Genomic DNA, 23,710 nt, shown 5'->3' on the forward strand with positions numbered 1-23,710 from the left:
GACATTGGATTGATATTCTGTTGTTACTTCTTACGTTTGACTGCCTTGCGAGGCTTAGCAGCCTTGGGAGTAGTAGAGGAGGAAGCCTCTGAGACGTGCTCTTCGCTCGAGGAAGCAGCCTTGAAGGGACGCACGTCGATCAGCTCGACCTCGAAGAAGAGGGGCGAGCCAGCTGGGATGACACCGCTGACACCACGATCGCCATAGGCGAGGGAGGCCGGGATGAGGAACTCATACTTCGAGCCCTTCGTCATCAGACAGATACCTTCTGTCCAGCCAGCGATGACCTGCGAGAGGGGGAAGACGGCGGGCTCACCACGCTTGTAGGAGCTGTCAAACTCCTTCCCCGAGGGGAGCGTCCCCTTGTAGTGGACGACGACCGTATCCTGTGCCATGGGGCGAGTGCCCTGTGCGGCACGGAGCACGCGGTACTGCAAGCCGCTCTCGGTGACCTTCACACCCTCCTTAGCCTTGTTGGCTGCGAGGACGGAGTCAGCCGAAGCTGCCGTGCGACGCGTCTCAGCCTGCTGCAGATCTGCAGCATACTCGTCGAAGATCGCCTTAGCAACGGATGCCGAGACCTTCGTAGAGCGCCCGAGGAGGACGTCACCGAAGGCAGCGAGGATCTGCTGACGGCTCAGCGTGTCGCCAGGCATACGGGAGAGGACTTCGGAGAAGGCCTGCCCATTGAGGACGCCGAAGGCATAGGAGACACTATCCTGACGGGTAGTGAGAGCAGCACTCTTCTGCTTGCTCAGCTTGGGCGAGCAGGAGGCGAGTGCTACGAGAAAGCCTGCCGACAGGGCAAGGTGCTTGGTAAGCTGCTTCATCCCTTACTTACCGACGATACCGATGAGCTCGATGATGAAGATGAGCGTGCTACCGGGCTGGATCATCTCACCAGCACCGCGGTCGCCATAGGCAAGATCCGAGGGGATCGTGACCTTCCACTTCGAGCCTACGGGCATGAGCTGGAGGATCTCCGTCCATCCCTTGATGACGCCCTGCAGGGGGAACTTAGCCGTCTGGCCACGATCCATCGAGCTATCGAAGACCTGACCATTGATCAGCGTACCGTGATAGTGGCACTCGACCGTATCGGTGAGCTCGGGCTTGGGACCGTCACCCATCTTGATGACCTCATACTGCAGGCCGCTGGGCAGGGTGACGACACCCGTCTTGTGGCCGTTGATCTTGAGGAATTCTTCGCCTGCTTCCTTGTTCTGCTCGACGGCCTTGCGACGTACTTCCTGGAAGTAGTCGTTGATGACGACCTTAGCTTCGTCGTAGGTCATCTGAGGCTCAGCGCCTTCGAGTACGTCACGTACACCAGCGAGGAAGTCTTCCAGATTGATCTCATCGAAGCCAGAGGCACGGAAGTTCTGGCCGATGCTCAGCCCGAGGGCATAGCTTACTTTATTCATTGTACTTAATAGTTGTTGTCTGTGATGTGGGGAGTGCATCTCGTAGCGAGATACAAATGCATATCAGAGGACAAAGTTAGTCATTTTTGCATGGTTGCAAAGCAGGCAGAGAGCTGAAGGAAGCAGGGGGATGAAGCAAGCTCTACGATAGTCTCCAGTACCAGGTCATACGGCACGCTCCCGAGCGACTACACGAAGCGGGCAAATCAACCTATATAGGTCACTGCTCGGACCAATATAGGTCGCCACACCTACCTATATCCCCCACTCTATCCCGCCCTATACAGATACACTTCGGCCCCGCCACATACTACGCCTTAGAGCGGTAGATATGTGGCGGGGCCGAAGGCTATATCGGGGAGTCTTTACTCCAAGGGAGTCGGACTACATCAGTGCCGTGATGGCAGCTGCCAGACCGAAGACAATACCGGGAGCGTTAGCGATCACGATAGGCCAGTCGCGCTTAGGCTGCTGGAGCAGGCCGTAGAAGACCCAGAGGGTACAGTTGATCGCTGCGACGAGAGGCTGGATCCAGTCCCCCTTTTGACCATTGAGGTTGCCCTGGATCGTGCTGATATAAGAGACATACATAAGGATAGCAGCCACTGAAGCGACGGTACCCAGGATGGTGAGGAACTTACTCTTTGCCATATACTTCTTAGGATGAATGAATACAATCTTATCGGATGCAAAAGTATAAAAACTCTTAAAAACTCGCATCCTTCCGCTCTGCCAAGCCGCTTCTCCAGCAAGATCACCGACCACGACAGGGCCAAAACAGCAGGGGCTACGCCTGCACAGCTTACGCTGTAGGGCATAGCCCCTGAGGGTTATTCCCGCCTGAGGGCGGGTATCGGTTGGTGACTTACTTCTTTGCGAGGTCGTACTGGGCAGCGAGCTCACCTTCGGGGAGCTGCTTAGTCGTCTGGTCGAGCAGCGTGATCTTGCCTTCACCTACCTTGTAGTAGGTCTCGAGGTTGGACGAAGGCGTGATGAGCGTCAGCAGACCATCAGCAGCGAGCTTGTAGGTCCCGTTCTCATCGATGGGCTCAGCGCCTGCCTTCGAGAACTCTTCGTGCTTGCTGTACGTGCCGTCTGCGTTGAGGACGATGGTCGTCTTCACCGAGCCGTCAGCACCAGGGATCGTACCTTCGTAGGTACCCAGTGCAGCTTCGTTAGCTACGTTAGCGGTAGAGTCTACTACTGCAGCAGCTACAGAGTCCTGATTCAGGCTATCGCTCTGCGATGCCTCCGTGTTACCTTGGCAAGAGGCCAGTGCCAGTGCCAGTACTGCGAATGAAACAAATACTTTCTTCATAATCGTACTATGTGTGTTGGTTAGTCGAGCGCCCCGCCAGCGTCATGCCGACTTATCAGACACTCGAACTGGCTACAAACGTACAAAAAAATACTATTCAATGTACAATGCCCTCTGACTACTCTTCGGACAAAGCATCAACCTCAGCGAGCCAAGCATTGGAAGACACGTCACTGGGCATACGCCAGTAGCCACGTGGCGAGAGGCTCACAGCCGTCACCTTAGGCCCATCTGGCAGGCAGTTGCGCTTGTACTGCTGGGCGAAGAAGCGGCGATAGAACTCGCGTAGCCAGCGCTTGATGGACTTCGCATCGTACTTATCCTTGAAGGCCACCTTCGCCATATAGAAGATCTTCTGAGGTGGATAGCCGTAGCCGAGGAAGTTGTAGAGGAAGAAGTCATGCAGCTCATAGGGGCCGACGACATCCTCGGTCTTCTGGTCGATATCGCCCTTAGCATTCGTAGGCTTCAGCTCGGGAGAGATAGGCGTATCGACGACGGAGCGCAGGACCTTCGAGAGCTCTGCACCGAACTTCCCGATCTCAGCCATACGCGAGACGATGATCTGGATAGCCGTCTTGGGGATACCTGCATTCACCGAGTACATCGACATGTGGTCGCCGTTGAAGGTACACCAGCCGAGAGCCAGCTCGGAGAGGTCACCCGTACCGATGACGGGAGCGTTGTACTTATTCGCCAGGTCCATGAGGATCTGCGTGCGCTCACGAGCCTGCGTATTCTCGAAGACGACGTCCTGCACCTCGGGATCGTGCCCGATAGCAGCGAAGTGCTGCATACAAGCCTCGGTGATATCGATGGTGCGTGACGTGACGCCAAGCCCTGCCATCAGCTCAATGGCATTATTCTTCGTGTGGTCGCTCGTACCCAGCCCAGGCATCGTCACAGCGATGATACCCTCACGGGGAAGGCCCAGTGCGTCGAAGGCAGCCACGGTGACAAGGAGTGCCAGCGTCGAGTCAAGACCACCCGAGATACCGAGGACGGCATGGCGTGCCCCGATGAAGCGCAGGCGCTGTGAGAGGCCACACACCTGGATGTCGAACATCTCTTCGGCGCGCTCATCACGCTTGCGGCTCTCGGGGAGGAAGGGATTCTGCTCGATCTTACGATCCACATCATGCGACTCCTCATGGGTGCGCAGGCGGAAGGGGATCTCTGTCAGGAGGCCACGCTCCGTGTGGTCGACGATCGAGTCATTGAAGCTATTGGTCGTCAAGCGATCGTTATCGATACGCATCACATCGATATCGCTGATGATCAGGCGCTCTTCGTAGGTGAAGCGCGGAGTCTCGATGAGGAGCTTACCGACCTCGGCGATGAAGCCCTTACCCGTGAAGACGGTATCCGTAGAGCTCTCACCATAGCCAGCGGAGGCGTAGACGTAGCCGCAGAGGTTCTGCGAGGAGAGCCCGCTGATGAGGCTACGCAGGTAGGTATTCTTCCCTGCCAGCTCGTTGCTCGCTGAGAGGTTGAAGATGATCTGTGCCCCGTAGAGTGCCAGGCGCGTCCCTGGGGTGTAGGGCGTCCACATATCTTCGCAGATCTCGATACCAATGGTAAGCTTGCCTGAGCGGAAGAGGACGTTGTGCCCAATAGGCACCTGGAAGCGGCCGATCTGTACGTGGGCGAGCTTGAGGTCACGCGCAGCAGCGAACCAACGTGCTTCCTGGAACTCACGGTAGTTCGGCAGATAAGTCTTAGGGATAGCACCGAGGATCTGCCCCGACTGAAGGGCAACAGCCGCATTGAAGAGCTGTGACTGGATGCGTATAGGCATACCTACGATGATGAGCACCGAGGTGTGTGCCGTACGCTCTGCAAGGCGAAGCAGCGCAGCCTCGGCCTGATCGTTGAGGAAAGGGCGGAGGAAAAGGTCTCCACACGTATAGCCCGTGATGGAAAGCTCTGGGAAGGTGATGATCTCTACACCCTTGGCGTCAGCCTCCAGTACCAGAGCCTCGATTCGCTCGACATTGTACTCGCAGTCAGCGACCCGCACGAAGGGGACAGCGGCTGCGACCTTGACAAATCCATGCTTCATATTACATTGCTTTTATAGAGACGATATGCGTGCAGCCCCTGCCGAGGATACACGCATGCCGTCTATGAGGCCTCCCCACGCTCGCGAGGAGGATGGTGATTACTATTGTCCGAGAGCGGCCACCCCATGCTGTACCATGGCGATGACTTCGATCAGATTCTTTGTGATGAACTTCACCGAGATCGCCAGGAGGACCACCCCGAAGAACTTACGTAGGATGTAGACCCCATTCTTACCGAGGATACGGTCGAGGAGCGAGACATAGCGCAGGACGAGGTAGACGAGGACCATGTTCAGTACGATACTCAGCGCCAGATTGATCATCGCGATACCAGCCGAGCGGAGCGTCAAGAGCGTCGTGAACGAGGCTGCCCCCGCAAAGAGCGGGAAGACCAACGGCACGAAGGTCGTATTGCCACTCGAGTCGTCCTCAGACTTGAAGATCTCGATACCGAAGATCATCTCGACGGCCATCACAAAGAGCACGATCCCCCCAGCGACCCCGAAGGTCGAGATATCCGCACCGAAAGACCCTAAGAGCGGCTCCCCTACGAGCAGGAAGGCGATCAGGATAATCCCCGAATAGATGCCGACCTGTGCGGAGTGGTAGGTCTTCCCCTTGGCCTTGAGCGAAAGGATAATGGGGATAGCCCCGATGATATCGATGGTGACGAAGAGCGTGAAGAACGCTTTGTAGAGCTCGTCGAGGCTGAAGAGGGTAAACTCATGCCCTATCGCTGAGGCGATCTGACCGAGGTCTACCCCGAGAAGTGGAGTAGTCATCATTACGTGAATGAGCTTAGAGAGTAGTGTATGTAGCAAATAGCGAGGGGATATCCCTCCTCTGGAAAGAAGGATACCCCCTCACATGGTGAGCGGTAGGCGAGGCTCGAACTCGTGACCCTCAGCTTGGGAAGCTGATGCTCTACCAACTGAGCTACTACCGCAGGGTTAAGACCCCTCAAGGGGTTTTCTTGTCCGCAAAGATAGGAAGAACTTTTGATTCTGCAAGAGGATTTCACCTGTGCTTCCGCCTCCAAATCCGAGGGGTATATTGAGGAAACATCTACCATCCGTCAGTAGGACTGCCCGCATCTGGAGACCTTGTAGCCACGCTCCTCTACAGCTCGCAATTCCATAATCCATAATTAGAGTGCATCATAGGTGAAGCTCAGGGAGTCCGACTACTCGTTATTTTCCTTGTCTTCTACCGCTTTGCTCAGCACCCACGGAGAGAGGCAGAATAGAGATCGCTATTCGCGCTCCAGCGGATTGTACGAGCGAGGCTTCATCCGACGAAGCGTCTCCTTGGAGTAAATCACCCCAGGGATTTGTCGCATATAAGCAGCTGGATCACGGGCATAGGCCGCCTTGGCCTTGAGATAATCCAGTCGGCTCACCCGCTGCTCACTGGAGCGAGGACTGAGGTAAATCAGTTCGCCCGCCTTAGCATACTCCAGCCCCACGGCTTCGTACACATAGTGACGCTGCGTATCATAGACACAAAGGATCAGTCCCGGAAGGCCCGAGAACTTCCAAGGCCCGACACTAAAGGGTAACTCATCGGTATACCAAGCGATGAAGTCACGGCCTCGAAAGTGGGTCTTTGCTCGGCGACAAGGGTAGTCGAGGAGGGTCGTATCTCCAGGAAGCGACTCCCACCGTTGTGTAGGAATAGGCTCCTCGTAGAGGTACTCATCTACGACTATGTTGTTCTGCTCCGTAAGCACACCGCTCCTCATATCCGCAAGGATCATCTGATGGTCCCGCGCCTGCTGAGAGAGTGCACCCATGTAGAGCGGTAAGATCTCCATCCAAGTCCTCCCTTGAGCGGCTGAGGCATCACGCAGCGAATCGATGCGCTCTGCCCCCATCGCCCACTCTTTCGTCGCATGCGCCCCCACCTGCAGAAGACGCCAAGCCTCACCCTCTCGCTTCAGGTTGGCCGTGTCGGGGTGGTAGGTACACTTATATAGTAGTCGAAGTTTCGCAGTATCGATGACCATCTTCTTCACGGAGTCGACTCGATCCGTACCAAGCTTACCCAGTGAGGACAATTCCTGAGCAAAGGCCGTAGGGCAAGAGAAAAGAACAAATAAAATGCCTGCCAATAGGGTACTGGCTTCAACACATTTATGACGAAGGGAGGCACAGGTGCGTGGGGATACTGCCAAGTCTCGTGGACGAGGGAGCAAAGAAAAGAGGAGTTTCTTCATACGATGATTTAGATTCTACGGCGGCGCAGCATACGTCTTAATGGAGATTGCGTACTCCACTACAAATATAAAAAACAACAGCCACACCAACTCGAGACTGCTGCCTTAGATTTCTGTCCTCCATTTAGAGTGCTAAGGCATCGCACGCCCAGCTCCCCGATGGGCCTCTCCGAAGTGACACAGAAGCCCGTCGCCTTATCGCGCGTATTCCTCTTATTCAGCGGAAGGAAAAGCGTCTTTCTCGTGAAGAAAAAAGCGCCTTCACGTAGTGATATTCTTCTATCTACGCACGTAGTCTTAAAGACCAAGCACGCAAATCCAAATATCCACGTACGTAGATATTAGATCCACGTACGTAGTCCAAACTTATCTGCCACTCGTCCACAACTTTTATCCCTACGTGGAGCAATAACCTATATATAGGTCGCGTCACAAAGCTATACGGAATCGATCCAAAGCTATATAGCATTCTTCACCATCCTATATAGCTCTATCCACCCATATACCGATATGAGACTATTGTGTAAGGTCTCATAAGGAACAGCATCTCCCCTACCCTATAAAAGAGCGCCCCCGAGGCCGCTGACTACGGAGCAGTCAGACAGCCTCGGGGGCGGGTATTTAGAGTGGCAATGTGTGGGGAGTTACTTACGCTGCTGCGAAGTCACCTTCACCACCGAATAGTAATCCGAGTTGTAGCCGTGGAAGGGGAACGTGAAGGAGAGCGTGCCCTTCTTCAGGTCAATCTTCCCTTCGGGCTTGACGTAGTGGCCTTCGGTAGCACCGATCTCAGCCGTACGGTCTTCGTCGATACCCGTGTTGGAGAGGACGCTGTACAGCTCCATCAGCCCGTCGGCCGTCTCGACCGTCTCCTTGAAGGTCGGCTCAGCGGCGATCTTCGCCATCACACGCGTCCATACCGAGGACTCGTAGGTGAAGGGTACGACGATGGGACTGTCCGGCTCCTCTTCGCGGAGCGGATAAGTCGCGGGCATACCCGAGAGACGCTTGCCCGTGAAGGCGAGCGTACCCGTGGAAGCATTCACACGGACATTGTCCAGCACGACATTGAAGGTCTCAGCTGAGGACTGCGTCCAGTTAATCGCCTTCATCACCTCCAGACTTGATTTCCCTTCGGCATAGAAGTCGAGGCTATTAACCGTGTAGCCGTCCCAGAGCTTCTTATAGATATCATTCAGACCAAGGGCATTGTACGAGAACTTCAGTACGGGCTGGTCGGCCGTAGCACGGTCACTCAGCTCGACGAGCATCGTGACACCGCTGATGCGCCAGGTAGCCTGCGAATGGATATCCGTACCATAGTCGTATTCGGTAAAGCCCGCCCAGTCGACACTCCCCTCGACCGTATGATAGCCAAGGATCGTGGAGAGGTCGATGCCCTTGGCACGATAGTCGTCGATGAGCGCCTGCTGAGCAGCCGTAGGCGTCCACACGGGGAAGGGTGAGATCGTGATCGTCAGATCGCCCTCGACCATCAGACCCGAGGCGGCGGACGTGACGGAGAGCTTGGCCTGCTGCTGGCTCGTCACGCCCTTAGCCGAAGGCGTGATGACGACCTCTCCCTCGAGCTGACCTGCGGGGATCGTAAGCGTCTTCGAGGAGAGCGTGAGGGATGAGGCAGCTTCGCCCGTGAGATTGAGCTGTAGCGTGACCGCGTCCGTGCGACGAGAAGTCAGGCGGACGGTCACCTTAATAGGAGAGGTAGAGGTCGCAACTATGAGCACCGAGCGAGAGCCGTCGGGCAGACGCAGCTGGATCTTATTCTCCCCACGATACTTATTGTCGGGGGTATCTTTCGCACACGAGGGAAGGAGCGATAGGAGGAGCAGGGAGAAGAGCCCGATGGCCCCGATGCTCCGTAAGCGATGATAAAGGGAAGTCTTCATAATGGAGATACGATAGTAAAAGGATGAGATCAATGGGTGAGCTCAGGCCACCCAGGGTTCTGTGCCCCGAGGTTCTTATTCGAGCGCTCGGAGGCGGGCAGTGGCAGGGTACGCTTGTAGCTCCCTGCTGGCAGTGTGAGGGAGACGCGCTCCTCATTGGGGGTATAGTGCTCGATAGGCAGTCCCAGGCGCTTGAGATCAAAGAAGCGTAGGCCTTCGCCGGCGAACTCTCGCGCCTTCTCGGCGATGATAGCATCGATAAGAGCTGTACCTGTCACGGTCGAAGCGACCTCATCTGCACCGACCAGACGGAGGTAACTATTGAGGAGGTCGCGTGCAGCCGTCTGATCACCACTGCGAGCCAAGGCCTCAGCACGCAGGAAGATAGGCTCGGTCGTGCGGACGACACAGTTGTAAGAAGGGAGCCCTCCAGCGAAGAGGAAGGCGGCATACTTCCCGATGATCTGCAGCGAGCGGGTCGTGGTAGCATCGACCTGCAGCGTGCTGTCGAGGGCATAGCTGCGATGACGGAGGTCTGTCGAGGCCAAGTAGCTGCGCTGGGGAAGCTGGTAGGTCGCATTAGTAGCCGACTTCGCCTGAGCGTAGATACTATTATAGTAGGTCACGGGCACCGAACTGGCGAAGAGGGCTACAGTAGATGCGCCCTGCGACCAAGCAAGAGGTGTCGTGGGGACCATCGACGCGGAGAGCGTCGCGGGGACGAGTGTGCGGGTCACCTCCTCGGCCTTAGCCCAGTCGCCAGCATAGAGATAGAGGCGAGCAAGGAGTGCACGAGCCGTAGCGGCATTGACGAAGCCTGGGGCAGAGCCGTAGGGCGGGCGCGTCGTCGTGTCGAAAGCCGTGAGGGCCTCCTTCAGCAGACGCTCGATAGCCTGCACCGTCTCGGCCTTTGTGCTACGTGGGAGTTCCTCACGCTCCACACGATCCTTGAGGATGATCCCTCCCGTATGCTCGGCATCATCATAGGGTGTAGCGAAGAGCTGGAGGAGCTGGAGGTAAGAGAGCGCCTTGAGGGTCTTCGCCTCGCCTGCGAGGTAGTCGAGCTGGAGCTGCTCAGCAGAGGAGAGGCGGGAGCGGAGGTCGGGGAGTCGAACGAGCACAGCGTTCGCATCCTTGATGGTCTCGTAGTAGCCCGACCAGAGGTCAGAGGCCAGACTCTGCAGGGCATAGTCGGTATAGGCATAGAGCTGCGCCATCTGCGGGCTTTGGCCGGCACGATGCGTGGGCACCAGTTCGTCAGAGAGGAGACTAAGCTCGAGCTCCACCTTCGGATAGGAGCTATAGGCGGAGGCGAGCGCCTCATAAGCCGTCTGCACGGAGGAGATTGCCTTCGGGTCGGTCAACTCATTCTCTACGGGGATATCCAGTGAGCAAGCCGAGAGGAAGGGCACCACAGCGAGGACAGGGCAGAGCATCCGTAGCACAGAGCGTCGGAGAAGCAAGGACATCAGAAGTTGAGATTGAGGTGAAGGGTAAGGACGGGCTGCACACCGAGGTCATAGGTACCCGACTCAGGGCTACCGCCCTTGTATGGTGTGAGCGTGAAGAGGTTCGAGCCCTGTAGGGCTATCGTAGCGTACTTCACGGCATCGCCCAGATGGTGCAGCAGCGATGAAGAGAGGCGGTAGCGCAGGCTCAGCATCGAGAGACGCAGGTAGTCACTGCGCGAGATCATCCGCGTATTGGGATAGTGGGAGAGGTTGTTGAAGGTCTGCGTCCCCGCTCGTGGGCTGGGATAGAGGCGATCTTCGTCACCGAGGGCGAACCACGTGCGGGACACCTGCCCTGCGATGGCATTCTTATTTACATCGGAGACCCCACGCACGTAGGTCATCGAGTAGGCCTTGAAGCCCCCAAAGACATAGTAGAACTGCGCATCCAGCTCCAGCGCCTTGTATCCGAAGGTCAGGCCGAAGGTACCCGTATAAGGTGGTGTACGGTAGCCGATACCCACGAGGTCATCGCGCACGATCGTCTTACCGAAGCTCTGCTCTGCCCCCTGTCGGTCACGGAACATCAGTTCGCCCGAGAGTGGATTGACTCCGAGGGCATCCAGCCCATAGACATAGTCATAAGAGCGACCCACCTCGTAGTCGGGATAGACATTGTCGCCCGAATAGATGGCGGTCTTCCCATAGAGGTCGAGTACCTTACTGCGGTTGTAGGCCAAGGCTGCACGGAGCGAGAGGCGCCAGTCTTCACCGCTAAGAAGGCGAGACGAAGCAGAGAGCTCCACACCTTCGTTGCGCAGACTACCGACATTATCCAGCATCGAGAGGAAGCCATTGCTCGCTGGGATATCCGTCATGATCAGGGCATCCTCAGTGTCTCGGCGGTAGAGGTTCACGTCGAGCGTATGGGCATGAGCCAGCTGCACGGAGAGGCCGAGGTCCACACTCTTGAGTTGCTCAGGCTTCAAGCGGTCATTGTAGAGGGTAGAGAGACGGATGAGGCGATACTGATCTGCGTAAAAAGAGCTCTGCTGGTAGGAGAAGATGGGCACAGCTGAGGCTGAGGTAATCCCCCCGAGGCTTGCTGTCAGCCCCCACGAAGCCTTTAGTCCAAGCCCCGTCAGTAGGCTTCCACCACGTAGGAAGGGCAGAAGCTCCTCAAGATGCAGGCCTCCACCGAGTGCCCACGCGGTATTCCAGCGCTTGTCACGGGGCAGGAGGCTTGAGGCATCCGCCTTATAGGCAGCGAAGAGATCAAGCTTCTTATCGTAAGTATAACCCGTAGCCAGCCCAAAGCCCAGCTGAGCGGATGTGGCGTTAGAGCCGGAGAAGTCGGGGCGGAGGTCTGCTGACGTGAGGCCCTTGTTCACCCCTGCCAGATACTCCTGCAGGCCGATACCATGCCCCGTCACCGAGAGCAGACGGCCTTCGCTGTAGTAGTAGTCGGTATTGGCAGAAATACTAAAATCGTGCTTCTCGGCGAAGAGACGCTGGTAGGTCGCACGAAGATTGGCCGAGTAGTTGAAGTCGGTGTTCTTGCCCACGGAGATCATCCCTCGCTCGATGGGACGGCGACGCGTCACCTCACTATAGGCCGTGGCGGGAGTGATCTGCTCACTCTCATTGAGCACATAGTCAAGACCGAGGACAGCATCCAGCTGCATCCCCTCGAAGGGACGGAGGTTAGCACTCAGGCTTGCACCGAAGCGGACCTCCTTCGTCCAGCGACGGAACTGCCCCGTGAGGTCGCTGTACTTGCGACCTGGGTAGGAGAAGAGTTGCTGCGAGCTCTTCGTCTCATAGGGATTGAGCTCGTAGACCAGCTGCTGGGGGCTGAAGTCGCTGCTATTCGGGCTATTCGTCTTAGCATAGCCTCCCGTGAGGCCGAGCGAGACGAAGCCGAGGCGACTCTGCCAGTCGAGGCTATTAGTGAGAGTGAAGCGCTTGGTATCGTTGCCCTCCAGCTGCCCACCTTGGCGGGAGAAGTTGCCCGAGACGTAGTAGGTCACATCTTGGCTCCCACCACGCAGGCTGAGGTTGTGGCTCTGATAGGAATTGGGGCGAATGAGGTCGTGCCACCAGTTCTTATGGATCTGACGCAGGGAATCAAGCTGTCTACTCCCGTAAGCCAGATACTCCTCTCGCGTCCACGTCGGGGCGATACCGAGTGTCGACTGATAGCTCTGACGGAGGTCGCTGAGCGTCGCCGAGGAGATGAAGTCTGGAGAGAAGAGATAGCCTGGCGCAGTGGTCACCTGCATACGTCGCTCCAGATCGAGCTTCTCATCAGTATCCATCATCGTCGTAGTCTGACGACCGCGTAGCGTGACACCCGCCTGCGTACTGAGGCTAATCGACATAGGGCCCGAGACACCACGACGTGAGGAGATCTCCAGCACGCCATTGGCGGCCTTCACCCCATAGAGCGCTGTCGCTACGGCATCCTTGAGCACCTTGATCTCACGGATATCGAGCGGATTGAGCGTCATAAAGGCCTGCGGAGAGATGATCTTCCCATCGAGCACATAGAGGGGTTCATTGGCAGCATCGCCCTTGGTGAAGGAGTTATTGCCACGGATACGTATCTCGGGCTTCATACCGAGCTCGCCACGATTGACGACAGTGAGACCAGGCACAGCACCCTGCAGTGCCAGCGAGAGGTCGATCATCGGCTTCTGTGCAAGGAGCTTCATATCGACCTGTGCCACGACACCCGAGCGGGCACGTAGGTCAAGGGCATTGATATTGGGGCGGGCACGGACGACGACCTCCTTGATCTCCCCGACGGCATCCTCGAGGACGACACGGAGCGGATGGCCTTCGACGAAGGTCACTTGCTGGGTCTTCTTTCCGACAGCGGAGAGGGTGAGACTCAGGCGTCCACCCTCGGGTCGGGAGGCAAGGGTCAGCGTGAAGCGACCGCCTGCATTGGTCATCGTCTTAGCATTCCCTGCTCGGACGATCACCCCGTAGAGGGGACTACCATCCCGCTCAACGACAAGGCCCGTGATAGTGAAGGCCGTCGTCTGCTGAGAGGTCTGCGCAGCAGCAAGAGGAGGTAGAGCGAGCCCTGCACTAAGCGTCAGGCTCGTCAAGAGGGTCAGCAGGAGCTTGGTCTGCGGCATATATGAGGGTAAAGGGAACTACTTCGACTCAGCAGGTAGGGCGTCCTCGGGGACGTAGTAGACTTGACCATCCTCCATCTCATAGGCGACGCCGACACGGCGACCGCGGGAGCTGGACTTATCAGTCTTCTCATTAGAGGGGGTATAGCGCTCGATCTTACCGCCCTTCTTCGTGATGATCTCCATATTCTCCTTCCCTGGATTCTTCACCACAGAGAAGTCCTCCTGCGTAAAGACCTCGGTCATATTCATGTTCATCACCATAGCGACCATAAGGGAGACAGCGAAGACCATGGATACGTCGAAGAGGTTGACGACGACGGTCAGTGGGTCGGTATCTTCACCCTGCATGAGCTTGCTCGGGCGGCGTGGCTTGCGTTCCATAGTTACTTCGTATGGCTATCAAGGAGGAGCGAAGAGATGTAGTCGAAGAGTGCTACATCCTTGGTATACCAACGCTGCTTGTACTGTAGAGTCACCAGACCAGCCAAGCTGATCACCAGACCGACGACGGTGGTAGCGAAGACGACCTGCATATTGTAGGCCATCGCGCCGATATCCCCCGAGGAGAGACCGACAAGTGCAGGGCTCATAGCGATGAGCGTCCCGACCAGACCGAGCACGGGACCGACCTTCGTCAGGAGCTTAGAGAGGGAGAGGTCCTTCTCGCAGATATTCTCATAGCTGCTGATGACGTAGTTCGCATAGTCCTCCGTGAGGCCTTCGCGCGTGAGCAAGTCATCAAGATGATCGATAAAGGGAGAGCGGTTGGACTTAGGCAGGCGGCCCGACAGCTCGGAGAGGTTCCCTGCATTCAGAGCACGCACATCGCCGAGGAGCGCATTCATACGGCGGCGCTGCATGAAGCTATTATAGAAGCCCCCGACGAGGATGAGCGAACGGATAAAGAGGATGATGAGGAAGAGGATGTCGGGGATGAGGAGGCTATTCGAGATGACGAAGAGTACCTTGGATATCTGATCCATAAGTGCGGATATATATTATTTGTGTTTAAGTGATCGACGGATACGGGGAGCGAAGTAGCCCACGACAAAGCACAGCAGTCCGATGCCGAGGGTCAGCACCAACCCACTCCACTGGATGGGACTCTCGGTGGGTGCCATACGGATGGTCTCATCGACCGAAGCGATGATCCCGAGGATGAAGACAAAGAGCTCTACTAAGAAGAGCACCTCCAGACGCTGCTCTTCCTCGGGCAGGAGGAAGCGCAAGAGGAAGGTAAGCCCCAGCAGGAGCACCACCGTCCCTGCGGCAAGGAGGAGGGAGACAACCCCGAAGTCCATCCCTGGCAGGGCGAAGATCAGCGTCGACTGCAGATAGAAGAGCACGGGGAAGATAAGCACCCCTGGATAGAGGCGCAAGAGGAAGGCTATCACCCTACCCCTTCGACCACGTGGGTGACTCAGACGGGAGAAGCTATAGGCCACGATGAGTGCCACATCCAGCGAGATGAAGATGGCTGCATACTCACGTAGCGAGCGGTCGGCGATATAGGCTGCGAGGCCGGTCTTCGTCTGCTCGATCGCATAGGGATAGGTCAAGTAGACGAAGACAGCTGCTACGACAGCAAAGAGTGTGGGGATGATCCAGCCCCGCTCAAAGGAGAGGCGTAGCACGGAGGCTACGATGATGAAGAGCAGGAGGATCTGGACGAGGAGTTCCATCAGCTACACCGAGAAGATAGAGGTTAGCATCAGGGGACTACTCAGCATCACGGCGGCGCTTGATACGCAGGAGGACGAGGAGCCCGATGAAGAGGACAGCTACCCCAGCTACGATCCACAGACCATTGAAGCTACGCGTCACGGCACCAGCCTGATCAGCGACCGTCTCCTTCTTCATCACCATACCATTCTGGCTGGGAGCATCGGCCGAAGAACCTTCGTCCATCTGCTTCATCTGAGCCTGATACTGCTTGGCGGCCTCGGGAGAGAGCTGCTGGGAGATGAAGGCACGGAGCTTCTTATTGTCTGCCGACATACCACCACCCGAAGGGCCGTACTTAGCCACGAGCTCCGAATGGCGCTGAGCGAGCGTAGAGAGCTGCTCGGGTGAAGCCTTCCACATCCCCTTACGAGCCGTCTCAAGCATCACAGCAGTGATCTCCTCGAGGGCTGCGGGGCTCTTCCCTTCGAATGCCGAAGCGACACCGAGATTATTGACGTCGCGGATATACATATCGTAGAGCTGATCCCAGAGCTCCTTGTCGATGACCTCGGGCTTCATCACATTCCACCCGTAGGTATTCGTGACGACCTCGGTGATGTTGGCGACGCTGTTAGCGCCACCAGCGAGGACCTCCTTCACGTACTCAGGGTTGAGGACGGTAGCACGGCTCTCGACGCCGATAGCCTCCTTGAGGTCCTGCATACGCATGTTGCTGTGGTTGCGGTAGTCAGCGAGATAGGTATCGGGATCCTTCCCCGTGACATTACGTACCGAGAGCGTGAGGCCACCCATGAACTCATAGACGTGGTCGAGGCTCAGTGCACCCCAAGTATTATTCTGACGTGGCTGCACGACGACATCGGTATTCTTGAGTGCAGCACGGAAGAGAGGCTTGACGAAGCGACCCCAGTCCTCCTGCTTACCGGTGTAGGCGGCACCCATATTATTCAGATAGACATCGGCGATCTCCTTCTCTTGCTCCCACTTGTCTCCAGAGGTGACCATCTCCTGGATGCCGGTACCATACATACCATTGATACCACCGAAGATGCGGACGTTCGCCAGCTCACGAGCTTCCTTAGGCGAAAGGCCCTGCTCGACGAGCTCCTTCTCTGTGGCGACAGAGCCTGCAGCGACGTAGTTCTCCTGATCTTCCTTGCCGAGAGAAGCGACCAGCTCGACGGCCTTCGAGATCAGCGCCAGGCGCGATGCTGCGAGGTCACGGAACTGTCCTGAGGTCTGGATGACCACGTCGATACGTGGGCGACCCAGCTCGGAGGTGGGGATCAAGCGAACATCCTCGACCGAGCCAAACTGCGAGCGCACGGGCTCGACCCCGAGCATATACAGCACCTGGGCGATAGTCACCCCTTCGGTCTCGACGAATTCACTGCTCCAGAAGGTATAGCTGACCTTTGTGGGATACTTGCCGTGCTGCTCCTTGTAGGCCTTCAGTGTAGCCTGAGCGAGCTGTACGCCCTGACTCCACGCACGCTGCGAAGGTGTGCTCTCAGCACGGACCGAATAGAGGTTGCGACCCGTAGGTACAGCCTGTGGGTTGGCGACGGCATCACCACCCGACGAGGGTGCGGTGAAGCCCCCGTTGAGGGCATTGATCGTAGCATCGAGCTCGAGACGAGGGCTATTCTGCAGGGCATCACGATAGGTGATGACGTTGAGGATGGCACGCTCCAGCTCCGTGACGGCCTCCATCTCATCCCGCTCCTTCTTCGATGGCTCGGGCGTGTCGGCAGCGTGTCCCTGAGGCTTCCCCCCTGGGTGCCCACCAGGATGACCACCAGGATGACCTGCGGGCTTATCCTTGAGGCTACCGCCACGGATCTGATCAAGGCGAGTAGGCTTGCCTCCCGACTTACTGCTATCACCCTTGGCAGCAGCCATAGCCGCCTTCATACCCATGGGCTTCTTGGGGGCAGCGAGTGCATGGATGCGCTCCAGCTGCTCCTTCGTGATGCTACCATAGGAGAGGACGGTAGCTTCGCTCACCGAGCCCGAGGCGAGGATGCCACGGACGAGCTGCTGAGCGGGCTGGAGGTACTCCTTATAGAAGCGGTGCTTATTGCTTGTATTGTCGATGGGCTGAGCAGCACGCAGGCGATCCAGTCGAGCCTTGGCGTAAGCGATGGGATCAGCCGTCATCGCCAGCACCGTGGAGGTCGTCTTCGCTGGGGTATAGGGCACGCCCGTGACATAGAGCTGACCATTGACCTTCTCTGAGGCGATCTCCTCGGCGAAGTTGTCGATGCGCTCAACATCCTTAGCCGTATAGGGCTTCGTGAGGATGGAGTCTAAGCGGAGCTCACGATGGATACCGAGGCCGACAGCGAGCTTCTTCACCGCCAGGCTCTGCGTGTCCTTCGCCGCAGGCTCCTTCAGCTCGTAGTACTTCTCGATGGCCTGCTGCAGGTCGGTGAAGATATGACGCGTCTTGCTCTCGTCGAAGGGAGGGGTGATATAGGAGATGAGGCTACCATAAGAGCGACGCTTAGCCATCATACTCTCCCCGATATTCCCGATCGTATAATAGTAGAAGTGTGGGTAAGGTGCGATGAGTGCTTCACCCCAGTCATTGGCGCTGAGTGCGACCTGCTTCTTCGGGGTGAACTCCAAGCTCCCATGCGTACCGAAGTGCATCAAGGCATCTGCCCCGAAGACGTGGCGAGCCCAGAGGTAGGCATTGACATAGGGATAGGGAGGAGGCGAAGCGGCACCGTGCACGATAGCGAAGTTGTCACTACCGATACCCGCTACAGGCTGAGGGAGCAGGACGACATTGCCGTACTGGATGCGCGTAGCAGCAAGCTGTGGTGTACCAGCCGAAGAGGTACGGGTCATGTAGCTCCCTGGCGTGGGGCCGTAGGTCTCCTCCAGCTCCTTGATCTGAAGGGGCGTCAGGTCTTCGGCGATCCACTTATCGAAGTCCGCCTTATCGACCCAAGCCGGATTACCCGTCTTGAGGTATTCCTCCATCTGCCCACCAGCGATGGACTGGATGACGGGACCTTCGCGCATCAGCTGTGCCTCGAAGGCCTTCACATCCGTAGGGAGTCCCGTGAGGTTATAGCCCTCAGCCTTGAGACGGAGCAGGAGGTTGTAGAGCGAGGGCACGACTTCGATACCCTGTGCTGCGAGCGTCTCCTGCCCTGGGCCCTTGAAGTAGTAGATAGCGAGCTTCTTCTCGCTATTGGGCTTGGTCTGCAGGGTGAGGAAGCGCTGCACCAGCTCAGTGAGCTTCTTGAGGCGCTCGGGTACAGCCTTGAGGACGTAGAGCCCGTCGTCATTCTTCTCCTGCGTAGTGAGTACGTAGGGATAAATAGCTCCATCAAGCTCGGGCATACCGAGGGTCTGTGAGAGGAAGCCCCCCATCATACCCTGCGGATCAGCCTCCCATTCCTCACGACTGGTCATGAGTGTCAGGGGGGCGATGACGGGGATATTACGCTCACGCAGGTATTCGACGACGCGATCCCCCCCCATCATCGAGATACGTCCGTGAGGGAAGTGGATGATGAGGTCAGGTGAGACCTCCTGGATGAAGCGGAGACGGTCAGCGAAGGAAGAGACGGGATAGACATTGAGCCCCGCACGGTCGAGGCTGGTGATGAGGCTATCGAGGTTCTGCTTATTACCGCTGAAGGGATCGTTAAGCCCCCCGATGACGAGGACCTTCTTCGCCCCCTCATGATAGAAGCCCTGCTTCTTGATATAAGCTTCGTAGTCGGCGAGTTTATCGAAGGCGACGTCCTCATCAAGATGGTAGTAGACGTCGGCCGAGCTGGGAGCTACCGAATCAGGCTCGGGAGCGAACCACTTCTTCCCGTCGATGTAGCGACGGATATAGTGTGACAGAGAGCGGTAGTTCTTCTTATTCCCGTTGTCGAGATACTCGCTGATGCGCTGATCCTTAGCCGCATCAAGGCTGGAGATCTCATTCTCCTTCGTCGTAGCATAGACGACCTTGATAGGGAGGCCCTTATCACCCAGCTTCTTGATCTCGGCACGCTGCTCATCATTCCACTTGAGGCCCATACCGAAGGCCAGGACGCAGTCGTAGCTGTCGAACTTATTGATATCCCCCTGCTCCAGCTCGTCATAGCGGACGTGCTTATTGTCGTTGGAGAGGATGATCCCCGAAGACTGATAGCCGGGGAAGTTCACCAGGGCGATGCGCGTCGTCGACCCATAGCGTCCCCAGACAAAGTAGGCGACGAGGGCGACAAGGGCGAGGGCAATCCCTCCGAAGAGGAAGCGACGCAGGCGCTTACTACGGGATGCCGATTTCATGTCACTCATATAGCTTATACCTTATATATTATCTCTGCTTCATGTTCCCCACAGACCCGCATAGACACAGGGGTGGAAATTAGCAGGCAAAGTTATAGGCTACAAGGAGGCGAGTAAATACCTACGAATAGGGATTTGCCCCCACATAGACAACCTATATATAGGTATAGACACAGCTTATCAGCGTTAACTCTCCCCACATCTAATGAGACTGCTGCGGCAGAGTCCTGCTCTCTATTTATTGTGCTAAGGCATCGCACGCTCAGCTCTCCGATATACCTCTCCGAAGGGACACACAAGCCCTTCGCCTTATCGCGAGTATTCCTCTTATCCAGCGGAGGGAAAAGTGTCCTTCTCGTGAAGAAAAAAGCGCCTTCCCGTAGTGCTATTCTTCTATCTATGTACGTAGTCTTAAAGACCAGGCACGTCAATCCAAATATCCACGTACGCAGATTTATCGTCCACTCACGTAGACCAAACTTATCTGCCACCCGTCCGCAACTTTTATCCCTACGCGGAGCAACGGCCTAATAGAGGTCACTTCACAAAGCTATATAGGAATTCCAAGCAAAGCTATATAGCTTTCTTCGCCATCCTATATAGCTCTACCCCACGTACTCATATACCTATATGGAGACCATTGCGCAAGGCACAAAAAAGCCCCACCGATCACAAGCGGATCGGTGGGGCGATGGGGTGTGGCCTACACGAAAGGGTAGCCAGCTACTTGATGGGGACGTGGAGCACCTTGCGCTCTCCGATGAAGCCCTCGAGGGTCTGCCCGATAGCTATGGGTCCGACACCTGCGGGGGTGCCAGTAAAGATGAGGTCACCCATACGTAGCGTCTGGAAGCGGCTCACATAGGCAATCAGCGCATCAAAGCTATGGATCATCTCCGAGCTATCGGCCTCTTGCACCACCTCTCCGTCACGCCGTAGCGAGAAGGCGATGGGGCGCTCGGGATAGCCCAGAGCCGTCTTGTCCAGCCACTCTCCTACAACAGCCGAGCCGTCGAAGACCTTAGCCTCCAGCCACGGACGGCCCTCAGCCATAGCGCGTCGCTGAATGTCGCGTGCCGTAAAGTCAATGCCCACCGTCACACGATCATAGTAGCGATGGGCGAAGCGCTCAGCGATGCACTTCCCTACCCGACTGATCTGGATGACCAGCTCCGCCTCATATTCGATGGACGAACCCATATCGGGGAGGAAGAAGGGCGTGCGGGGCTTGAGCAGCGCATCGCCCTTGTGGAAGAAGAGTGGAGGAGTATCTACCGCCTGCTCAGGAAGGCCGAGCTGAGGTGCTTCGGCTACGTGCGGGCGGTAATTGAAGCCTACGCCTAAGATCTTCATCGGCTGGAGCGAGGCTTACTGGTAGGGGTAGTAGGTAGACTTTCCTGGAGCGCCTTCATTCGGGTGAACATCAGTGCCAGGTGCGCATACATCGAGGTATTCTGCACGACGACGTGATCGGGCGTCTGGATGCGAACGGGCGTAAAGTTCCACAGCGCACGGATACCAGCACGCACCAAGCGGTCAGTCATCAGCTGAGCTTGTAGGATAGGTACGGTGAGGATGGCGATCTTGATGCCTTCGCTCTCAATACGTGTCGCCAGCTCATCGATATGATAGACGGGGATCCCCGAGACTTCTGTACCGATGATATCCTCAGCGACGTCAAAGCCTGCGGTCACCTCAAGGCCGAACTGCCGTAGCCCCTTGTCCGAAAGGAGCCCAGAGCCCAAGCTCCCGACACCGACGAGGAAAGCCTGATGACGCTTCGTGAAGCCAAGGAATTCCTCGAGGTAGTTGATGAGAGCCTCCGTCTCATAGCCGACGCGCGTACGCCCCTGGAGCTCTACATACGAGAGGTCCTTTGCTACGAGCGCAGCATCGACTCCGACACCCGAAGCGATACGGGGCGAGGAGACGTACTTATGTCCTTCTGTTTGGAGAAGCTTTACAAAGGAGAGATACCAAGGGAGTCGGCGCAGCGTCGGCTCGGGGATAATCCCATTGCGCTTCTTCTCGTCCTTAGATTTAGCCATTTATAGTCGTTTAAGTAAGTGATCTTGTTCCTGATGAGTACAAATTTACGAATTCAATACGAAGCCTCGTAGTATATTCCTCCCCGACAAGAGCGCGACAGCCAGCTATCCTTTTATGGGATAGCTGGCTGTCGCGCTTAGTTAGGTCTATCGATCTCCGCAGAGAAGCGGAGTCTATTCGTCTTCGGAGGCTGATGCTGGAGGCTGGATACCGCCTGGCAGTGCCTTCTTCGTCTTGGCTCCCAGCGCCTTCAGCTTATCGAAGCGGCCAAGGATATCGCCACGACCATCACGGAGCTGGCCCTTAGCTTCACCGAACGCCTTCTGTGCATCCTCGAGCTTGCTCTCGATCTTCAGGAAGGTCTCGGAGAAGGTGGCGAACTTATCATACAGCTTACCCGCCTCATCGACGATCTGTAAGACATTGCGCTGCTGGCTATCACGCTGCCACATATCCTGCGCCATACGCAGGGCAGCGATGAGGTTCGTACCGTTGATGAGGACGACATTCTTCCGATAGGCTTCCTCCCAGAGCGTGGGGTCGTGAGCGAGCGCTATGGTGTAGGCCGGTTCGTTGGGGATGAAGAGCATAACGAAGTTCGGCGAACCCTCAGTGTACTCTTCGTAGCGCTTACCCGAGAGCTCATTGATATGCTTGCGTAGGCTGAAGAGGTGCTCCTTGAGTGCTTGGTCACGCTCTGCATCTGTCTCAGCGGCGACATAGCGCGCATAGGCGGTGAGGCTGACCTTGCTATCGATGACGATGGCCCCCCGATTGGGGTAGCGGACGATGACGTCAGGGCGAAGGCCACCGCGGTTATCACCCGTCGTGATGACGGCTCCCGATTCGTCACGCAGCGTCTCCTGCACGAAGTAATGCTCTCCTCGGATAAGCCCGCTCTGATCGAGGATGCGCTCGAGGACCAGCTCACCCCAGTCACCCTGCACCTTGCTATCACCACGCAGGGCACGTGTGAGGCTGGTAGTCTCCTGACTGATCTCCTGACTGCGGAGGATGAGCTTCTCGATGGAGTCCTTGAGGTTGAAGCGTTCGCGTGCTTCTTCTTGATAGGTCTTATCGACCTGCTCACCGAAGCGCTTGAGGTCCTCACGCAGCGGAGAGAGGGTCTCCTTCGTGCGCTTGTCAAGGTCTTCGGTACGCTCGCGCATGATGTCATTCGCGACAGCACGGAAGCTATCGCGCAGCTCTTCGGCGAGCTTGCCCTTCTCTGCCTGGAGCTTCTCCAGCTCGGAGGCGAGGCTGGCACGCTCGGTCTTGACGGCAGCAAGGCTCACAGCGGCCTCATCAGCCTTCTGCTGGAGGGCGTCGTAGCGCTGGCGAAGCTCTTGATATGCCTCGGCAGTCGTCTGGAGCTTCGTCTCAAGGGCCTTGAGCTCAAGAGCCTTCTCATGCTCGGCACGCTCAGTAGCTGCGACTACGTCAGTAAGTTCTTTGATGCGCTTCCCTGCGTAGAGGAAGAGCACGAGGAAGACGAGGCAGAGTGCCCCAAGGAAGTAGATCATCGTCTAACTAATAGGAAGGTAAGTGGATGTGTCAGCAGGGGAAGCCCCCGTGAGATATAAAGATAAGGAGAAGGCTCGAGACAGCAAGAGTGCGCCTCAGAAGGCATCATCGAGGAACGAAAGTGCCGCCTCGGACAGGGGCACACTGTGATCGATATGCACCAGCCGCTGATTGCGACTACCACGGAAGTAGAGGCGCGGGTCAAGAAGGCTCTGGACGAAGGGGCCATCGACGAGCACATCGATAAACTCCAGCGCGGGGCGATGCGCCTCTGACTGCAGGAGGTACTCCACCGTATAGCCCGTGTAGCACCAGATCGACAGCCCCGTCTCACGTCGCAAGCGTGCTAAGAGCGTAGCAAGCGCTGTGGGATCATAAAAGGGATCTCCCCCCGAGACAGTGATGCCGTCCAGGAGAGAATTGCCCCGTATCTCCTCGATCATATCGCTGAGTACCTCCTCGGTGAGGGGAATACCCGCCTCAGCCGACCAGCTCTCAGGATTGTGACATCCCGGGCAAGCGTGGCGGCAACCAGCCAGATAGATCGAGTAGCGAAGGCCGGGGCCATCGCTGATACTCTCACGATAGACGTTGAGGAGGCGCACGGAGACGGGGGTGA

At 56.8% G+C, this 23,710-nt stretch carries 18 protein-coding genes and 1 tRNA gene; all 19 read right to left on the reverse strand.

From position 1 onward, the window contains the following. Positions 1-23: 23 nt before the first annotated feature. The gene (locus KO088_RS04950; protein WP_215493829.1) at positions 24-830 is read right to left on the reverse strand and encodes an FKBP-type peptidyl-prolyl cis-trans isomerase; all 807 of its coding nucleotides are present in this window, start codon (positions 828-830) and stop codon (positions 24-26) included. Positions 831-833: 3 nt separating this feature from the next. Then, complete coding sequence (bamJ, locus tag KO088_RS04955) at positions 834-1,424, reverse strand: BamJ family beta-barrel-assembly machinery protein (protein ID WP_215493830.1); 591 nt, start codon at positions 1,422-1,424, stop codon at positions 834-836. Between the two features lie 384 nt (positions 1,425-1,808). Continuing rightward, positions 1,809-2,075 carry a SemiSWEET family transporter gene (locus KO088_RS04960; RefSeq protein ID WP_044115362.1) on the reverse strand — a complete coding sequence of 89 codons (267 nt, stop codon included), beginning with the start codon at positions 2,073-2,075 and terminating at the stop codon, positions 1,809-1,811. Positions 2,076-2,289: 214 nt separating this feature from the next. After that, positions 2,290-2,742, reverse strand: coding sequence for a copper resistance protein NlpE (locus tag KO088_RS04965; RefSeq protein ID WP_052353626.1), 453 nt, complete (start codon positions 2,740-2,742; stop codon positions 2,290-2,292). A gap of 118 nt (positions 2,743-2,860) precedes the next feature. Continuing rightward, positions 2,861-4,804, reverse strand: coding sequence for an NAD(+) synthase (locus tag KO088_RS04970; protein WP_215493831.1), 1,944 nt, complete (start codon positions 4,802-4,804; stop codon positions 2,861-2,863). A gap of 102 nt (positions 4,805-4,906) precedes the next feature. Beyond that, positions 4,907-5,590, reverse strand: coding sequence for a MarC family protein (locus tag KO088_RS04975; protein WP_009433609.1), 684 nt, complete (start codon positions 5,588-5,590; stop codon positions 4,907-4,909). Between the two features lie 88 nt (positions 5,591-5,678). Continuing rightward, positions 5,679-5,751: transfer RNA gene (locus KO088_RS04980), tRNA-Gly, on the reverse strand. Between the two features lie 306 nt (positions 5,752-6,057). Next, positions 6,058-6,915 carry a GLPGLI family protein gene (locus KO088_RS04985; RefSeq protein WP_215493832.1) on the reverse strand — a complete coding sequence of 286 codons (858 nt, stop codon included), beginning with the start codon at positions 6,913-6,915 and terminating at the stop codon, positions 6,058-6,060. A gap of 749 nt (positions 6,916-7,664) precedes the next feature. Further along, positions 7,665-8,927: a DUF4929/DUF8472 family protein gene (locus KO088_RS04990; protein ID WP_215493833.1), complete on the reverse strand. Its 1,263-nt coding sequence runs from the start codon at positions 8,925-8,927 to the stop codon at positions 7,665-7,667. A 29-nt stretch (positions 8,928-8,956) separates the two neighbouring features. Next, entirely contained in the window at positions 8,957-10,396 is a 1,440-nt protein-coding gene (locus KO088_RS04995; RefSeq protein WP_215493834.1) for a RagB/SusD family nutrient uptake outer membrane protein, read from the reverse strand. Then, positions 10,396-13,524, reverse strand: a complete 3,129-nt coding sequence (locus KO088_RS05000; protein WP_215493835.1) for a SusC/RagA family TonB-linked outer membrane protein — start codon at positions 13,522-13,524, stop codon at positions 10,396-10,398. The genes KO088_RS04995 and KO088_RS05000 overlap by 1 nt, the downstream gene beginning before the upstream one ends. A gap of 18 nt (positions 13,525-13,542) precedes the next feature. Continuing rightward, positions 13,543-13,908 carry a DUF2149 domain-containing protein gene (locus KO088_RS05005; RefSeq protein WP_215493836.1) on the reverse strand — a complete coding sequence of 122 codons (366 nt, stop codon included), beginning with the start codon at positions 13,906-13,908 and terminating at the stop codon, positions 13,543-13,545. A gap of 2 nt (positions 13,909-13,910) precedes the next feature. Beyond that, entirely contained in the window at positions 13,911-14,510 is a 600-nt protein-coding gene (locus KO088_RS05010) for a MotA/TolQ/ExbB proton channel family protein (RefSeq protein ID WP_215493837.1), read from the reverse strand. A 15-nt stretch (positions 14,511-14,525) separates the two neighbouring features. Next, positions 14,526-15,209 (reverse strand): hypothetical protein, encoded by a 684-nt coding sequence (locus tag KO088_RS05015; protein WP_215493838.1) that lies wholly within the window; start codon positions 15,207-15,209, stop codon positions 14,526-14,528. Between the two features lie 37 nt (positions 15,210-15,246). Further along, complete coding sequence (locus KO088_RS05020; protein WP_251419817.1) at positions 15,247-19,518, reverse strand: cobaltochelatase subunit CobN; 4,272 nt, start codon at positions 19,516-19,518, stop codon at positions 15,247-15,249. A gap of 723 nt (positions 19,519-20,241) precedes the next feature. Further along, entirely contained in the window at positions 20,242-20,871 is a 630-nt protein-coding gene (locus tag KO088_RS05025; protein WP_215493839.1) for a fumarylacetoacetate hydrolase family protein, read from the reverse strand. After that, entirely contained in the window at positions 20,868-21,566 is a 699-nt protein-coding gene (locus tag KO088_RS05030; RefSeq protein WP_215493840.1) for a redox-sensing transcriptional repressor Rex, read from the reverse strand. Before KO088_RS05030 ends, KO088_RS05025 begins: the two co-directional genes overlap by 4 nt. A gap of 174 nt (positions 21,567-21,740) precedes the next feature. Beyond that, positions 21,741-23,090, reverse strand: coding sequence for a DNA recombination protein RmuC (locus KO088_RS05035; RefSeq protein ID WP_215493841.1), 1,350 nt, complete (start codon positions 23,088-23,090; stop codon positions 21,741-21,743). Positions 23,091-23,186: 96 nt separating this feature from the next. Next, a complete protein-coding gene (gene nrdG, locus KO088_RS05040; RefSeq protein ID WP_215493842.1) occupies positions 23,187-23,696 on the reverse strand; it encodes an anaerobic ribonucleoside-triphosphate reductase activating protein in 510 nt (169 codons plus the stop codon). Positions 23,697-23,710: the final 14 nt, after the last annotated feature.

It is taken from the genome of Porphyromonas bobii (assembly GCF_943169685.1).
GTDB classification, from domain to species: Bacteria; Bacteroidota; Bacteroidia; order Bacteroidales; family Porphyromonadaceae; genus Porphyromonas; species Porphyromonas pasteri.

What these genes read in the sequence shown, in the direction of transcription:
- KO088_RS04975 (WP_009433609.1), bottom strand. Translation starts at nt 5,590, where the DNA reads ATGATGACTACTCCACTTCTCGGGGTAGACCTCGGTCAGATCGCCTCA.
- KO088_RS05035 (WP_215493841.1), bottom strand. Translation starts at nt 23,090, where the DNA reads ATGATCTACTTCCTTGGGGCACTCTGCCTCGTCTTCCTCGTGCTCTTC.
- KO088_RS04990 (WP_215493833.1), bottom strand. Translation starts at nt 8,927, where the DNA reads ATGAAGACTTCCCTTTATCATCGCTTACGGAGCATCGGGGCCATCGGG.
- KO088_RS04950 (WP_215493829.1), bottom strand. Translation starts at nt 830, where the DNA reads ATGAAGCAGCTTACCAAGCACCTTGCCCTGTCGGCAGGCTTTCTCGTA.
- KO088_RS05020 (WP_251419817.1), bottom strand. Translation starts at nt 19,518, where the DNA reads ATGAAATCGGCATCCCGTAGTAAGCGCCTGCGTCGCTTCCTCTTCGGA.
- KO088_RS04965 (WP_052353626.1), bottom strand. Translation starts at nt 2,742, where the DNA reads ATGAAGAAAGTATTTGTTTCATTCGCAGTACTGGCACTGGCACTGGCC.
- KO088_RS05015 (WP_215493838.1), bottom strand. Translation starts at nt 15,209, where the DNA reads ATGGAACTCCTCGTCCAGATCCTCCTGCTCTTCATCATCGTAGCCTCC.
- KO088_RS05025 (WP_215493839.1), bottom strand. Translation starts at nt 20,871, where the DNA reads ATGAAGATCTTAGGCGTAGGCTTCAATTACCGCCCGCACGTAGCCGAA.
- KO088_RS04960 (WP_044115362.1), bottom strand. Translation starts at nt 2,075, where the DNA reads ATGGCAAAGAGTAAGTTCCTCACCATCCTGGGTACCGTCGCTTCAGTG.
- KO088_RS04970 (WP_215493831.1), bottom strand. Translation starts at nt 4,804, where the DNA reads ATGAAGCATGGATTTGTCAAGGTCGCAGCCGCTGTCCCCTTCGTGCGG.
- bamJ (WP_215493830.1), bottom strand. Translation starts at nt 1,424, where the DNA reads ATGAATAAAGTAAGCTATGCCCTCGGGCTGAGCATCGGCCAGAACTTC.
- KO088_RS05005 (WP_215493836.1), bottom strand. Translation starts at nt 13,908, where the DNA reads ATGGAACGCAAGCCACGCCGCCCGAGCAAGCTCATGCAGGGTGAAGAT.
- KO088_RS05000 (WP_215493835.1), bottom strand. Translation starts at nt 13,524, where the DNA reads ATGCCGCAGACCAAGCTCCTGCTGACCCTCTTGACGAGCCTGACGCTT.
- KO088_RS05010 (WP_215493837.1), bottom strand. Translation starts at nt 14,510, where the DNA reads ATGGATCAGATATCCAAGGTACTCTTCGTCATCTCGAATAGCCTCCTC.
- KO088_RS05030 (WP_215493840.1), bottom strand. Translation starts at nt 21,566, where the DNA reads ATGGCTAAATCTAAGGACGAGAAGAAGCGCAATGGGATTATCCCCGAG.
- KO088_RS04995 (WP_215493834.1), bottom strand. Translation starts at nt 10,396, where the DNA reads ATGTCCTTGCTTCTCCGACGCTCTGTGCTACGGATGCTCTGCCCTGTC.